Below are 14,041 nucleotides of genomic sequence, written 5' to 3'. Positions count from 1 at the left end.
GCGCCAGCACCACGGCGATGGGCGCGGCCACGCCGATCGCGGCGTAATCCGGACAGACCGCGATGACCGCCGTGCCGAGTCCCGCGAGCCAGACGGTGCGTGTGAGCGCGGCGCGGCGGCCCACGCGGTCGGCGTACGCGCCGAGCGCGAGCGCGCCCAGCGGACGCAGGAAAAAACCCACGCCGAAACTGCCGACGGCGAGCAGCAGCGAAGTCATCGGGTCGCCGGCCGGGAAGAACTTCGCGCCGATCATCGCCGCGAAATAGCCGAACACGGTGAAGTCGAACATCTCGAACGCCGTCACGAGCGAGGCGCTCACGATGCGTCGGCGGATTTCGCGCGGCGAGGCTTGCGGTGCGTTGGCGTGGGCTTCGGCATGCGCGTTCGCATGCGCGTTGGCGTGCACCTCAACGTGCGCTTCAGCCGGTTCTTCCAGTGCGTCCTGGCTCGGGGGCATAGGTTCGAAGTTCAGTCGTCAGGGTGCGCGGCGCGTATTTCAGCGCGCTGTTCAGACCAGCAATTGCCGCGATAACACCTCACGCGCCTGCGCGACCGTCTCGCGTTCGCCGGGCAGCGGCGGCGTGAGCGAAAACACGGCCTCGGGCAGCGCGGGCAAACGGTGACGCGTGCCGAGTTTCATCAGCCCGTCGGTGATCGCCGACGCGCACAGACAGCCCACGCCCAGCCCCGCCGCAAGCATCGACTGCAGGCCCGCCACGCCGGACGCGCTATGCACCATCACGAAGGGACGGCGGTGTTCTTCGAGCAGGCTCACGGCGATCTGATGCAGCATGCAGTCGCCGGGCAGCAGCACGAGCGGCAGCGGCTCGGGCAGCGCTTCGGCGAGCGTCGGCGACGCCACCCAATGCAGCGGCTCGCGGCGCAGCACCCAGCGCGGATCGCCCTGCGCGGGCCGCACCGGGCCGATCGACATGTTCATCACCACGCCCAGATCGATCTGTCCGCGCGCGTGCGCGAGTTCGATCTCGGTGCTCTTCATCGTGCTCACGTGCAGGCTCAGCTGCGGATAGCACTCGCGCAGCCGCGCGAGCATGCCCGCGACTTCGTGCGTGCGGAAATAGTCGGTGATCGCCACGCGCAGCTCGCCCTTGATCGCCTGGCCGCGCACTTCGTCGAAGGCGGCTTCGTTGAGCGCCACGATGCGCCGCGCGTGCGTGAGCAGCCGCGAACCCGCGGGCGTGGGCTCGACGCCGCGTTTGCTGCGCACGAACAGCGGCACGCCCGCGCGCGCCTCGAGCTTGCGCATCTGGTCGCTGACGGTGGACTGCGAAAGATTCAGCGACGGCGCGGCCGCCGTCAGGCTGCCCGCTTCCGCCACCACGGTGAAGGTGCGCAACTGGTCGAGTTCGAAGCCTCGCATGGCTTGCTCCTATCCATCGAATTACTCGATGAATACTACCGCAAATTCCGGCTTTTCTGGAGGATGCGCCGCGCCTAAGATACCGGTTCGTTCCGGCGTCATCGGCGGCGATCCCGTCGCCATCGATCCGCCCCCGCTTTCGATACAGGTTCATCATGACTGACGACTCGCTCGCCGCCGCGCCGCCCCTCGCGGCCCCGACTTCCGCCGCCGCCGCGCGCAGCCATCACGGCTGGGCGCTGGTCGTGCTGCTGGTCGGCGCCATCCTGCCGCCCATCGATTACTTCATCGTGAATCTCGCGCTGCCCGCCATCCACTCGGGACTGAGCGCCAGCGCCGCGCAATTGCAGATGGTGGTGTCCGCCTACGCCTGCGCCAACGCGGTCGCGCAGATCACGGGCGGCCGGCTCGGCGATCTCTACGGCCGCAAGCGCATGTTCATGATCGGCATGGCGGGCTTCGTGCTCGCCTCGACGCTGTGCGGCCTCGCGACTTCCGGCGCCATGCTGGTGGCCGGGCGGATTCTTCAGGGCCTGTTTGCGGCGGTGCTCGCGCCGCAGGTGCTCGCCACCATCCGCAGCGTGTTCACGCCGCACGAACAGGTGCGCGTGATGGGCTTCTACGGCTTCGTGTTCGGCGTGGCGGCCGTGATCGGCCAGCTCGGCGGCGGCGCGCTGATCAGCCTGCATCCGTTCGGGCTGGGCTGGCGCGCGATCTTCCTCGTCAACCTGCCGATCGGCGTGCTTGCGCTGCTCGGCAGCTGGCGCTTCATTCCCGAGAGCCGACCGCCGCGCGGCGCACGTATCGACGTGCCGGGCACCGTGCTGCTGTCGCTGTTCCTGCTGATGCTCGTCTATCCGCTCACGCGCGGACGCGAGGAAGGCTGGCCCACGTGGATGCTGATCTGCCTCGCCGCCTCGGTGCCGATGCTCGGCGCGCTGCTGCGCGTCGAAGCGCGTAGTCTCGCGCGCGGTCATGATCCGCTGCTCGACGTACGGCTGTTCCGCAATCCCGTGATCGCGCTCGGCCTCGTGCTGGCGTTTCTGTTCTACACGCTGAGCGCGTTTTTCCTGAGCTACGGCATCTATCTGCAAGGCGCGCTGCACTGGACGCCACTCGCCTCGGGCGTCGCGATCCTGCCGTTCGGGCTCGGCTTTCTGTCGAGTCCGCTGCTGATGCCGCGCCTCGTGTTCCGCCTCGGCAGCTATCGCGTGCTGACGCTCGGCTTCGTGCTGATCGCGCTCGGTCTCGCGGCGGCGGCGGCGCTCGCGAGCGTAAGCGCGCCCGGCGCGGGCTTCTACCTCGGCCTCGGCGCGATGGGGATGGGCCAGGGCCTCGTGCTGCCGTCGGTCGTGCGCATCGTGCTCGCGGAAGTCGACCCGGCGCGCGCGGGCGTCGCCTCGGGCATGGTCACCGCGACCTTGCAGATCGGCGCGGCCGTGGGCGCGGCGACGCTCGGCGGCGTGTTCTTCTCGCACCTCGGCGCGCATCCGGCCGCGCTCGATTACGTACAGGGCTTTCGCGTCTCGATGTTCGCGCTGGTCGGCATTCTGTGCGTCTGCGTGCTGAGTTCGCTCGCGCTCGGGCCGATGCATCGACGCCTGCATCCGCAGCCGGCGTGATGCACGGCACTCGCGCTCACTGACTGTTCACGGATCGATCGCCGTCGTCGTCTGAGGCACACGCCGCACAAGTTGCGGCCCTTGCGCGCCGTCCTGGATACGCCAGCCCTGCGCGTCGAGCGCCGCGCGCAAGGCATCGGCCCGCGCCCAGTCTTTCGACGCGCGCGCGGCCTCGCGCTCGTTCAGCAGCGCCTGAACCTCGGCGGGAACCTCGGCTTCGACAGGCCGCCAGTCGCGCAACCGAAAACCCAGCACCGCATCGAACTGATCGACCGTCGCGCGCAAGGTCGCGCCCGGCAAGCCGCTCCTGACGCAATCCCAAAGCACGGCCAGCGCTTTCGGCAGGTTCAGGTCGTCGTTCGCTTCGGCGTCGAAACGCGCGACGTATGCGGCGTCGGCGACACCGCCTTCGGGCCAGCCCGCATACAGCCGACGCAAGCGGTTCAACGCGGTTTGCGCGGCGCGCAGCGCGTCCCAGCTGAACTGCAAGGTGCTCCGGTAATGCGCGGTCAGGCACAGATAGCGATACGCGAGCGGCTCCACCTGCCGATCGCGCAACGTCTGCAGACGCAGAAAATCGCCGGCCGATTTCGACATCTTCGCGTCGCCCTGCTGCGTCAGAAAGTGGCCGTGCAGCCAAAAGTTCGCGAGACGCGTGCCGTGCGCGGCCTGGGTCTGCGCGATCTCGTTGCTGTGATGCACGGCAATGTGATCCTCGCCGCCGCAATGAATATCGAACCACGTGCCCAGATATTTCGCCGACATCGCCGAGCACTCGATATGCCAGCCCGGAAAGCCGCGCCCCCACGGACTGTCCCATTCCATCTGACGCTGCACGCCGGGCGTGCTGAACTTCCATAGCGCGAAGTCGGTGATGTTGCGCTTCGCCCCGATCGCCACGCGTTTTCCCGCCTGCAAACCGGCGCGGTCGAGACGCGCGAGAAAGCCGTAATCGTCCTGTTTGTCGGTGTCGAAATAGAGGCCGTCGTCCATGCGATAGACATAGCCCGCGCGCTCGATCTCCGCAATGAAGGCGATCTGCTCGGCGATGTGATCGGTCGCGCGGCACCAGACATCCGGCTCCAGCAGATTCAGCGCGCGCCAGTCGTCGACGAAAGCTTCGGTATAGCGCTGCGCGATGGCCCACGCCGACTCGCCCGTGCGGCGGCTGCCTTTCTCCATCTTGTCCTCGCCTTCGTCGGCATCGGACGTCAGATGGCCAACGTCGGTGATATTCACGACGTGCCGCACCGTATAGCCGTTGCGCGCGAGCACGCGACGCAGCACGTCCTCGAACACATAGGTCCGCAGATTACCAATATGCGCGTGATCGTAGACCGTCGGCCCGCAGCAATACATCCCCACGCGCTCGTTTCGAATCGGCGTAAAAGGACGCAAGGCGCGCGACCAGGTGTCGTAGAGCGCGAGTGGCATCGGGTATCTCCGGTTAAACGGTGTCGATAAACAGGAAAGAAAAACAAAAAGGCCGCCGGTTTTTCAACGGGCGGCCAGTTGGCATGAATCGACGTGAAGCGCGACGTGTACCGACGCTAGACGCAGCCTGCCCCCGGCATGTGCTGACAACATGCGCGCTGGATGAAAGCGAGGGAGGAGGCGGTGAGATTCATGTAGCCGATGCTAACGTCGAACGCACCAAATGGTCAAGAGCGCGACGTGCACAGGCGAACGGGCGACGCCAGACGACATCAATCGCCTGGCGTCGCCCGCACGGTCACGACAAATTACTTCGAACTACTACTAAACTGAGGACGCACCCTCATCGCCGCACGACACCCATTACGAGCGTGACGAGGAAAATAACGAGGAAGATGAAGAACAGCACCTTCGCAATGCTCGCGGCACCCGCCGCAATGCCGCCGAAGCCCAGGGCAGCCGCAACGATCGCGACGATGAAAAAGACCAGCGCGTAATACAGCATGATGTGACCTCCGTCCGGTGTGGGTTGTGCCGTGCGCCCGACTTTGTGCGGGCGGTCCGGAAGCATGCGCAAGCGCTGTGCCCGCCATTCGTCAACATCCGGCATTCTTCGGCAACGCGCCGCCGCCAATCAAAAGCGCGGATTGAAACCGCTTATTGCGTCATTCCCGGTTTTTGAATACGCGTTAACGCGGGCATAATGCGAATGGAGAAATGCGAGTAAAAAGGGTCGTGTTCGCATTGCTAACGATTTATCAGTCCGGATGAATTGAATCCCGATTTTTCAATCCGCCTCCATTCCGCCCGAACGCTTGTACGCAAGACGCTCGCGCCACCCGTCCCTCCCCCGTACGATGTTTTTCGGGCGCCGCGCCAGCGGGCCCGCGCAGGAAGAGTGTTCGATGAAACCGGCAAGGAATTCGCTCTGGTCACGCGTTGGCCGCTATATGGCGTGCGGCGCGGCCGTGGCCGCGCTCGCAGCAACTGTGGGTTTTCTGCATTGGCGGCATGAGCAGCCGGCCACGCAATCTCAATCCGAAACGCAATCTGCAGCGCAACCCGCAGTGCTCAGCGGCGTGGCAAGCGACATGCGTCACGACGCGTCCGCGTGGACGCATCGCGAGAAAGACGTCTCGGCGATGCTCGGCGATATCCGCGCGCATGACGTGCGTGCGATCGGCGTGAGCCGCGACGCAATTCTGGTTTCGACCCTGCAAGGCGACAAGTATTTCGTAGCCGATCACAACGGCGCGTTCTCGAACGCGCTGCTGCTCGGCGACCTGAAGCCGGACGGCGCCGCGCCCTATCAACTCGTCTGGCTGCCCGACGCCAACATGCGCACCGGTCTCGCGCGCTGGGGCGACACCTTCGACCACATACGCGACGTGCTGAGCCTGCTGCTCTCCGTGCTCATGCTCGGCGGCCTCGCGTGGTTCGTGCGCCGCGAAATGGCGGGCGGCGCGCAACTGCTCGGCAAGCCGCCGGTGCTCCGTTTCGACGACGTGATCGGCGCGGGCGAAGCCAAATCGGCGCTCGCCGACGTACGCGCCTGGCTCACCGAACCCGCGCAATTCACCGGCATGGGCGTGCGCGCGCCGTGCGGTATCCTGATGACGGGCGGCCCCGGCGTCGGCAAGACGCGTCTCGCGCAGGCGCTCGCGGGCGAATGCGGCGCGAGCTTCATCGCCATTACGGGCAGCTATTTCAGCGCGAAGTATTACGGCGTCGGCATTCAAAAAGTGAAGCGCCTGTTCGAGCTCGCGCGCAAGAACGCGCCCACGGTCATCTTCATCGACGAAGCCGACGGTCTCGGCAAGCGCACCGACACGGGCGGCGGCCCGGTCGAAGCGGAGAGCAACCGCATCATCAATCAGTTGCTCGCGGAAATGGACGGTTTTGCCTCGAACGAAGGCATCATCATCGTGGCCGCGACCAATCATCCGGACAATCTCGACGAAGCGCTGCGCCGTCCTGGCCGCTTCGACCGCACTGTCGCCGTGCGCCTGCCCGACCTCGAAGACCGCGCGGAAATCCTGCGTTTTTACGCGGCCAATCTGAAGACGAAAACCGACGACATCGACTTCGAACAACTCGCGCGGCTCACGACCGGCCTCTCGCCCGCCACGCTGTCGATGATCGTCAATCAGGCGGGCCTCGTCGCGCGCAAGGCCGGCGATCGCCATGTGGGCGCCACGCATTTTCTCGAAGCGATCAAGATCGCGCGCATCGGCGATATCAACGGCGCGGAGCGCGCGCTGTCCGACGACGAACGTACGCGCATCGCCATTCACGAAGCGGGCCACGGCCTCGTGGCCGCGCTGCTCGGCACCGGCGTACTCGAAGAAGTGACGATCCTGCCGCGCGGCGGCGCGCTCGGCGTGGCGCTCATCACGAAGATGCAGGACAAGTATCTGTATCGCGAAACCGAAATGCGCAACGAGATTCAGGTGCTGCTCGGCGGGCGCAACGCGGAACTGCTGATGTTCAACGAAGCCTCGAGCGGCGCGGCGCAGGATCTGCAGGAAGCGTCGCGCATCGGGCTCGACATGGTGTCGAAGCACGGCTTCAACGCCGACGGCAATCTGTTCAGTCTCGCCGCGTTGCCGCAACAGGTGGCCGGGCTGCAATTGAAGAGCGCGATCGAGCACGCGAACGCGTTGCTGCACGAACTCAACGACGCCTGCTTCGCGCTGCTGCGTGCGAACGAGCCGGTATTGCGCGCGATCGCCGACCGGCTGCTCGAAGAAGAAACCGTGCCGGGCGAAACGGTTTATCGCCTGATTCGCGAACACGCTGCAAAAAGCGCGGCAATCGCCGAAGCGAACGAGGCGATTGAAATCGCGGCGGCTTGAGTATTGATTCGTCGTTTCGTCGGCAATAAAAAACGCGCCTCGTCAGTGACGAGGCGCGTTTTTTTTATGTCCGTCGAACGTTCGAAACGCTTCGAATCAAGAGCTTTCCGGCGTATTGCCGCCATGGAACGCGCCGAAGTGACGCGCGCCGAACAACCCCATCAGCAGCACGCCGAGGCCGAACGGCACGACATCGGCGCTCGCCTTGATCGCGAAATCGCCCACGTGGCACAGCAGCAAATAGCCCGCGACGAGATTCAGAAAACCCCACAGCACATTCACTGTCGACGACGACAAGCCCTTGCCCGGCGGATTCGCGAACGGCGTCTGAAACGGTTCGCCCATCACGCCGCCCACGAAATGCGGCACGGCATTCGACAGCAAGGCGCCACCAAAAAAGTACGCAATAACATGTGACCAAACCATTTCAGACGCTCCTCGCGGCGAGTAAATCGATGATGTCCTGCGCAACGCCGGTTTCGCCCAGACGGGGAAAGACGTGCTCGATGCTGTATGCGTGCGCCTCGGCGCGCGCATCGGTCATGGCGTCGATTGCGAGGCTCACGTTGAAGCCCAGTTCGTACGCCTGACGCGCGGTCGATTCGACACCCGTGCCGGTCGCCACGCCCGTGATCACCACCTGCGTGACGCCCAGCGCCTTCAGGCGCGCGTCGAGCACGGTGTGGGCGAACGCGCCCCACGTGCGCTTCGTCACGACGATATCGCCGGGTTGCCGGTCGAGTTCGTCGATGAAATCGGTCCAGCCTTCGGGCAGCACGTCGTGACGGCGCGGCCGCTCCGTGCGTCCGGGCGCGACGCCCGCCACATTGACCAGCACGACGGGCAGGCCGCGTGCGCGAAACGCGCGCAGCAACGCGCCGGTCCGCTCGATCACGGGTTCGATGGGATGCACGAAGGGCGCGCCCACGATGCCCTTCTGCAAGTCGACGACGATGAGCGCCGTGTTGGGGTCGAGCGCGGTGTAAGGCATGGCTTTCCGTGACGTGAGGAAGAGCGTTTAGAAGTCGGCGAGACGCTGGAGCAGCTTCACCGCGTCGGCGAGCGCGGCCTGCTCTTTCGGCGAGAGTTGCGCCTGCAGCGCCTGCACGAGCCAGTCCTCCTTCGCCGCGCGGCTCGCGTGCAGCTTGCGCCGGAACGCGGGCGTGAGAGCGATGAGCGTTTTGCGGCCGTCGTCGGGATCGGGCTTGCCTTCGACCACGCCCAGCGTCTCCAGACCCGCCACCGTGATCCGCATCGACTGCGGCTTGACGGCGTCCGCGCGCGCCAGTCCGGAAACCGTCGCCGGACCGCTGCGGTCCAGATGCACGATCACCGACTTCTGCGACGACGTGAAATCACCGGCCTGCGCCTGGCCGCGCACGCGCCGGACCAGTTTGCCGACCGCGACGCGCAGTTCGCCCGCCAGCACGGGCAGATCGGCCGCGCTGGCGGCGGAGGGGGAAAGGGATCGGGTAGTCATCGGCGAAGACTAGCATATGTACAGTTTAACTGTACATATAGACTGTACAAATTATCGAAGACGCCAGGTGCACGCCAAGGGTAAACACCCACCGGAGCCGATTAATCTCCGGCGCGAGCGTGCCGTTATACTTTCCATACACGGCATGATGTTTCTTATATGGAACAATAATGAGAAGCCTGACTATCAATTTGCGACTCGCGCTGACGGTCGTCACACTCGGGGCACTGGTGGTGGCGATGGGCGTTGTCAGCCTGATCGGCATGGATCTGACCAATCGCGCGCAGCACGACGCGTACGCGGTGCATTTCGCGTCGGCGGTGGCGCTCGGCAAGTCGGGCACGGCCATGTCGCGCGCGCGCTTCGGCCTCGACTGGGCGGTGGCGAATCCGCATTCGCCGCAGCTCGGTCCGCAGCTCGACCGCGCGCAAATGCTGCTCGCCGAATCGGATCGCTGGTGGCAGCAATTCCGCGCGCTGCCCAAGACCGCCGAACTCCAGGCGCTCACCGACGACCTCGACGCCAAACGCAGCGCCGTGCGGCGCGACGCGATCGACCGCCTGATCACGGCCATCCGCAGCGGCGACACGAGCTGGATGGACGAGCACCGCGCCGCCGAACTGATCGGCCTCTACACGGCGATGAACACGAGCCAGGGCGCGCTCGAAAACTATCTCGACGAAGCCGCGCGCCGCGCCGACGCGCAATCGAGCGCGCGCTTCCACACGCTCGGCGTGGTGTGCGGCGCGAGCATCGCGCTGGCGCTGCTGATCGCGTTCCTGAGCTGGCGCGGTCTGCGTCGCGCGGTGATGGATCCGCTGCGCGCGGCGATGGCGCATTTCGAGGCGATCGCGGCCGGCGACCTGACGACCCACGTCACCGCGCATCGCGCCGACGAAATGGGCCTGCTGCTCGACAGCCTCGCCGCCATGCAGACGCGCCTGCGCTCGACGATGGAGCAGGTGCGAAGCGGCGCGAACGCGATGGCGACCGCCACGCAGCAGATCGCCACCGGCAATCTCGATCTCTCGCAGCGCACCGAGGAGCAGGCGTCGTCGCTGGCGCAGACGGCGTCGGCGATGCAGCAGTTGATCGGCACCGTCGAGGCCAACGCGGTCCACGCGCAACAGGCGCGCGAACTCGCGCTCGGCGCCTCCGACGTGGCCGTGCGCGGGCGCGACGCGGTCACGCGCATGGAGCAGACCATGCACGAAATCCACGCCAGTTCGTCGAAGATGACCGACATCATCGGCACGATCGAGAGCATCGCGTTCCAGACCAATATCCTCGCGCTCAACGCGGCGGTCGAAGCGGCGCGCGCGGGCGAGGAAGGCCGCGGCTTCGCGGTCGTGGCGGGCGAGGTGCGCAATCTCGCGCAGCGCGCCTCGGCGGCGGCGCGCGAGATCGGCACGCTGATCGCCGGGTCGACGGGCCGCGTGGCGAGCGGCGCGGAACTCGTCACCGAGGCGAGCGGCGCGATGGCCGAAATCCAGACGTCGACGACGCGCGTCGCCACGCTGATCCACGAAATCGCCGCCGCCTCGCGCGAACAGAGCGACGGCATCGGGCAGGTCGGCCTCGCCGTCACGCAGATGGATGAAGTCACGCAGCAGAACGCGGCGCTGGTCGAGGAAAGCGCGGCGGCCGCCTCCTCGCTCGCCGAGCATGCGAATTCGCTCAATACGCTGATCGCCGGGTTCAAGGTCGAGGGCGGCGCTGTGCCGCAGGACGCCAGGATTGCCCAATCCGCTTGATGGAGGCGGGCGCTTCCGACACGCCACAACGCCGCACGAATAAGAGATACTTGACCGGATGATCGGATTCGTGTAATGTCGGAAGGTAAATCTTCAGCTGTGTCTGCTCATCCATTGCCGCTGCCAATCGCTTATATTAGTGAGAGGTCAAACAGCGGCTCTCGTTGACCTCTCCTGCTTGATACTTTATTCGCCCTTTCCCGGGGCGCATGTGTGTTTATTTGTTTATTCAAGGATTTTCTAGTGGAAACCGGTACCGTCAAGTGGTTTAACGACAGCAAGGGCTTTGGCTTCATCACCCCGGACAAGGGCGGCGACGACCTGTTCGCTCACTTCTCGGAAGTGCGTGGCACGGGCTTCAAGACCCTGGCTGAAGGCCAGAAGGTCAGCTACGAAACCAAGCGTGGTCCGAAGGGTCTCCAGGCTTCGAACATCACGCCGCTGTAAGGTGTTAGCATCGCGTCCGGCCCTGGCTGGACGCGATTGCCCTGTCTCAGACCGTGGCAGTCACATGCCACGCGTATCTTGTGCGTGTTCCCGCGTTTGTGTTCACTGCGCCCGCAGCCCGGACACCTGGTGTGCACACGCGCCCGATGGTCGTACCGGCGGATGAATCTGGCTCCTGGCCAACTCTTCCGCGTTCCCGGTTGGCTCATCACGAGCACTAGTTGCCCACGCATTGGCGGACGCGAGTCGCGGTGCGGGATCGCCTGACTTTTGGCGGCCGTGAGCCTCGCCGTTGCCGGTTCCCGAGCGCTTCTGTACAGTTCGTCCGCGAGCATTGCGGACGCAGGGCAGCCGGGGCAATAACCGCAGCGAGCCGACGGCGTTCGCACAGGGCATCTCAGCGCGCTCCGCTCGAGCGCGGCATTGTGTATTTCAGGAGGAATGGATTTGGCGAAGGAAGAACTGCTTGAACTCGACGGCGTCGTCGACGAAGTGCTGCCGGACAGCAAGTATCGCGTCACGCTCGAAAACGGCGTGGTCGTGAACGCTTACGCGTCGGGCCGCATGCGCAAGAACCACATTCGCATTATCGCGGGCGACCGCGTCACGCTCGAATTGTCGGTCTACGACCTGACGAAGGGCCGCATCAACTTCCGCCACAAGGACGCATCGGGCGGTGGCCCGCGTCCGGCGCAAGCTCGCCGCCGCTAAGCAGTTAGCCAGCAGTAGCACACGGCCCTGCCCGGCGCGATTGCCCGGGCGAGGTCGGCGTCAGCGTGTGCCCGCTCACCCGCATACCTTGGGTATTGCGCGGCGCGGGCACGTTGCGTTTGTGCCGTCGGTATCGGCGGCATTCTTCAGATCGATTCATGACGTCCCGCGCTTCGGCGTGGCGGCCGTCGCGAGAAATCGATCCAGCTGGCCCGCAAAGGTCCGGCTGTCACGCAGCGCATACGGCGCCGGGCCACCGGTGTCGATTCCGGCGCTGCGCAACTGCTCCATCGCGTCGCGCACCGTCAGCCGCTCGCGAATATTCTCAGCCGTGAACCAGCTCCCGCGCGGATCGAGCGCGCGTGCGCCCTTGTCCAGCACCGCCGCTGCGAGCGGAATGTCCGCCGTGATCACCAGATCACCCGGTTCGGCCATCTCGACGATACGCTGGTCGGCGACATCGAAACCGGCGGGCACCTGAATCGAGCGGATAAACGGCGACGGCGGCGTGCGCAGATACTGATTCGCGACCAGCGTCACGTTCATTTCGACACGGCGCGCCGCGCGAAACAGGATGTCCTTCACGACGGCGGGACAGGCGTCGGCATCGACGAGGATTTGCATGGGGATTCGCTTTCGATAAGGCAGGCGCTACGGCCAGGAACACAGCGCGGGGAAATCACGCGCCGCCACTATATCGGATCAGAGCGCGACGGACCGAGACGGCCACGCGCGGGCAGATTTTTCAAGCGAACGCGCAGCGCTTACCGTGTTCTGAGCGCGCCGCAGCGTTTGAAATCCGCCGATCGGCCCGGCTGGCCGCAGGTGGCACGCTCTCTGCAGATTATTGGGCACGATCACCCGCTTCAGGGAGCCAGACGATGAGCATGCAAACCGCCGAACACGGCGACGCGTCGAACACGCCCGACGCGCCGCCCACCGATCTGCCCAAACCCATCGGCGACGCCATTCCGACGCCCACCGAACCGGGTCTCGATCAGCCGCTGCCGCCGAAAGGGGGCCAACCCTCGCCTGACGACAAGCCGGATCAAACGCCCGAACCCGCTCCCGCGCAAGACGCGCCGCCCGCCGATCTGCCCAGACCATTCGGCGATGCCGTTCCCGCGCCCACCGAGCCGGGTCTCGACCAGCCTTTGCCGCCCAAGCACGGTTAAGCCAGCAGCACATCGTGGTTCAAGCCAGCGCGCGCTCCGCCTCCTCGGGCTGCGCGCCCGCCTTGCGCTGCGCCTCCAGCATCTCGATGAGCCGCTGCACGGCCGGCGAGCGCAGATCGCGCCGCCACACGAGATAAATCTTCACCTTGCGATACGCCGCCGGCAGCCGGTGCGCCTTCACCGCGCTGCGATTCGGCAGGCTCTCCAGCAAGCTCGCGGGCATGAGCGCGAGCCCCGCGCCCGCCGACACGCACGCGAGCATGCCGTGATACGACTCCATTTCAAAGATGCGCCCCGGCGCCGCGCCGTCCTCCTCGAACCAGCGCTCGAAGGTGCGCCGGTACGAGCAGTTAGAGCGGAACGCGTAGAGATTCGCGCCGTTCACGTCGCGCGCGCGTTTGATCGGCGCGCGGTTCGCGGCTGAAATCAGGATCAGTTCGTCGTCGAAAACGGGCACGCCCGTGAGCGCCGGATGCGCGACCGGCCCGTCCACGAACGTCGCCGCCAGCTCGCCCTCGATCACGCGATCGATCAGCTCGCCCGACGGCCCCGTCGAGAGATCGAGCGTCACGTCGCCATAACGCCGGTGAAACGCCGCCAGCACCGGCGGAATGTGCACGGCCGCCGTGCTCTCCAGCGAGCCGAGCGGCAGCGCCCCGCGCGGCTCGTCGCCGGCCACGGAGAGCTTCGCCTCGTCGACGAGATCGAGAATGCGGCGCGTGTAGTCGAGAAACGCCGCGCCCGTCGCCGAGAGACGCAGCCGCATCTTCTCGCGGATAAACAGTTCGGCGCCCAGCTCCTCTTCGAGCTGGCGCAGCCGCGTGGTGAGGTTCGACGGCACGCGATGCAGGCGCTGCGCGGCGGCCTGCACGCTGCCCGCGTCGGCGATTTCCCTGAAAATCTGCAATTGGGCCAGTTCCATGCATTCGCTCCGAGAGAACAATTTGTTCAATATTATTCACTTTCGCTGAGCATTACCAGCCCGTATCCTTGCAGGCAATCACCCCCTCAAGGAGCCCACCATGACCGCAGCAACCCGCACGGAACACGCCGTCTCGCTCAACCCCGCGACCGGCGAAGTCATCGCCCGCCACGCGTTCGACAACCGCGAGGCCGTCGAGGCGGCGCTCGTGCGCACCGCCGCCGCCGCGCGCGTCTGGCGCGACACGCCCGTGGCGCAAC

General features: G+C 65.8%; 14 protein-coding genes and 1 pseudogene. 6 read left to right on the top strand and 9 right to left on the bottom strand.

Annotated features, from left to right (window positions below; all coding sequences use genetic code 11):
* Both G3N97_RS29315 and G3N97_RS29310 read right to left on the bottom strand, forming a co-directional pair.
* Positions 1-457 (bottom strand): annotated as a pseudogene (locus G3N97_RS29315) (hypothetical protein); the annotation flags it as partial.
* A gap of 51 nt (positions 458-508) precedes the next feature.
* On the bottom strand, positions 509-1,381 hold the full coding sequence (locus G3N97_RS29310; protein WP_205996449.1) for a LysR family transcriptional regulator: 873 nt from the start codon (positions 1,379-1,381) through the stop codon (positions 509-511).
* Between the two features lie 155 nt (positions 1,382-1,536).
* Between G3N97_RS29310 and G3N97_RS29305 the strand changes: the two genes are divergently transcribed.
* Positions 1,537-3,003: an MFS transporter gene (locus tag G3N97_RS29305; protein ID WP_205996448.1), complete on the top strand. Its 1,467-nt coding sequence runs from the start codon at positions 1,537-1,539 to the stop codon at positions 3,001-3,003.
* A 27-nt stretch (positions 3,004-3,030) separates the two neighbouring features.
* Here the strand turns inward: G3N97_RS29305 and cysS are convergent, their stop codons facing one another.
* Both cysS and G3N97_RS29295 read right to left on the bottom strand, forming a co-directional pair.
* Complete coding sequence (gene cysS / locus G3N97_RS29300; protein WP_205996447.1) at positions 3,031-4,437, bottom strand: cysteine--tRNA ligase; 1,407 nt, start codon at positions 4,435-4,437, stop codon at positions 3,031-3,033.
* Between the two features lie 343 nt (positions 4,438-4,780).
* Positions 4,781-4,942 (bottom strand): DUF1328 family protein, encoded by a 162-nt coding sequence (locus G3N97_RS29295; RefSeq protein WP_205996450.1) that lies wholly within the window; start codon positions 4,940-4,942, stop codon positions 4,781-4,783.
* Positions 4,943-5,342: 400 nt separating this feature from the next.
* Between G3N97_RS29295 and G3N97_RS29290 the strand changes: the two genes are divergently transcribed.
* The gene (locus tag G3N97_RS29290; RefSeq protein ID WP_205996446.1) at positions 5,343-7,292 is read left to right on the top strand and encodes an AAA family ATPase; all 1,950 of its coding nucleotides are present in this window, start codon (positions 5,343-5,345) and stop codon (positions 7,290-7,292) included.
* A gap of 96 nt (positions 7,293-7,388) precedes the next feature.
* Here the strand turns inward: G3N97_RS29290 and G3N97_RS29285 are convergent, their stop codons facing one another.
* The 3 genes from G3N97_RS29285 to G3N97_RS29275 are packed head-to-tail and all read right to left on the bottom strand — an operon-like array spanning position 7,389 to position 8,772.
* Positions 7,389-7,718 (bottom strand): hypothetical protein, encoded by a 330-nt coding sequence (locus G3N97_RS29285; RefSeq protein WP_205996445.1) that lies wholly within the window; start codon positions 7,716-7,718, stop codon positions 7,389-7,391.
* 1 nt (position 7,719) lies between these two features.
* Positions 7,720-8,283: an isochorismatase family protein gene (locus tag G3N97_RS29280; RefSeq protein WP_205996444.1), complete on the bottom strand. Its 564-nt coding sequence runs from the start codon at positions 8,281-8,283 to the stop codon at positions 7,720-7,722.
* Between the two features lie 27 nt (positions 8,284-8,310).
* Complete coding sequence (locus tag G3N97_RS29275; protein WP_205996443.1) at positions 8,311-8,772, bottom strand: MarR family winged helix-turn-helix transcriptional regulator; 462 nt, start codon at positions 8,770-8,772, stop codon at positions 8,311-8,313.
* Between the two features lie 170 nt (positions 8,773-8,942).
* On the opposite strand from G3N97_RS29275, the gene G3N97_RS29270 reads away from it, so the two are divergent.
* The 3 genes from G3N97_RS29270 to infA all read left to right on the top strand — a co-directional run bounded on the left by G3N97_RS29270 (position 8,943) and on the right by infA (position 11,684).
* Positions 8,943-10,526 carry a methyl-accepting chemotaxis protein gene (locus tag G3N97_RS29270; protein ID WP_205996442.1) on the top strand — a complete coding sequence of 528 codons (1,584 nt, stop codon included), beginning with the start codon at positions 8,943-8,945 and terminating at the stop codon, positions 10,524-10,526.
* A gap of 243 nt (positions 10,527-10,769) precedes the next feature.
* Positions 10,770-10,973 carry a cold-shock protein gene (locus G3N97_RS29265; protein ID WP_065064791.1) on the top strand — a complete coding sequence of 68 codons (204 nt, stop codon included), beginning with the start codon at positions 10,770-10,772 and terminating at the stop codon, positions 10,971-10,973.
* 447 nt (positions 10,974-11,420) lie between these two features.
* The gene (infA, locus tag G3N97_RS29260) at positions 11,421-11,684 is read left to right on the top strand and encodes a translation initiation factor IF-1 (protein WP_065064888.1); all 264 of its coding nucleotides are present in this window, start codon (positions 11,421-11,423) and stop codon (positions 11,682-11,684) included.
* 156 nt (positions 11,685-11,840) lie between these two features.
* Here infA and G3N97_RS29255 read toward each other — a convergent pair whose 3' ends face one another.
* Positions 11,841-12,308, bottom strand: coding sequence for a YaiI/YqxD family protein (locus G3N97_RS29255; protein WP_205996441.1), 468 nt, complete (start codon positions 12,306-12,308; stop codon positions 11,841-11,843).
* Between the two features lie 257 nt (positions 12,309-12,565).
* Between G3N97_RS29255 and G3N97_RS29250 the strand changes: the two genes are divergently transcribed.
* On the top strand, positions 12,566-12,859 hold the full coding sequence (locus G3N97_RS29250; RefSeq protein ID WP_205996451.1) for a hypothetical protein: 294 nt from the start codon (positions 12,566-12,568) through the stop codon (positions 12,857-12,859).
* Between the two features lie 19 nt (positions 12,860-12,878).
* On the opposite strand, the gene G3N97_RS29245 is transcribed toward G3N97_RS29250, so the two are convergent.
* Positions 12,879-13,781 (bottom strand): LysR family transcriptional regulator, encoded by a 903-nt coding sequence (locus G3N97_RS29245; protein WP_205996440.1) that lies wholly within the window; start codon positions 13,779-13,781, stop codon positions 12,879-12,881.
* Between the last annotated feature and the right edge of the window lie 260 nt (positions 13,782-14,041).

Origin of the sequence: Paraburkholderia sp. Ac-20347 (assembly GCF_017104805.1) — a bacterium.
Taxonomy (GTDB): Bacteria; Pseudomonadota; Gammaproteobacteria; order Burkholderiales; family Burkholderiaceae; genus Paraburkholderia; species Paraburkholderia tropica.
The sequence above is the reverse complement of the archived record's forward strand: the minus strand, read 5'-3'. Positions and strand labels throughout refer to the sequence as shown.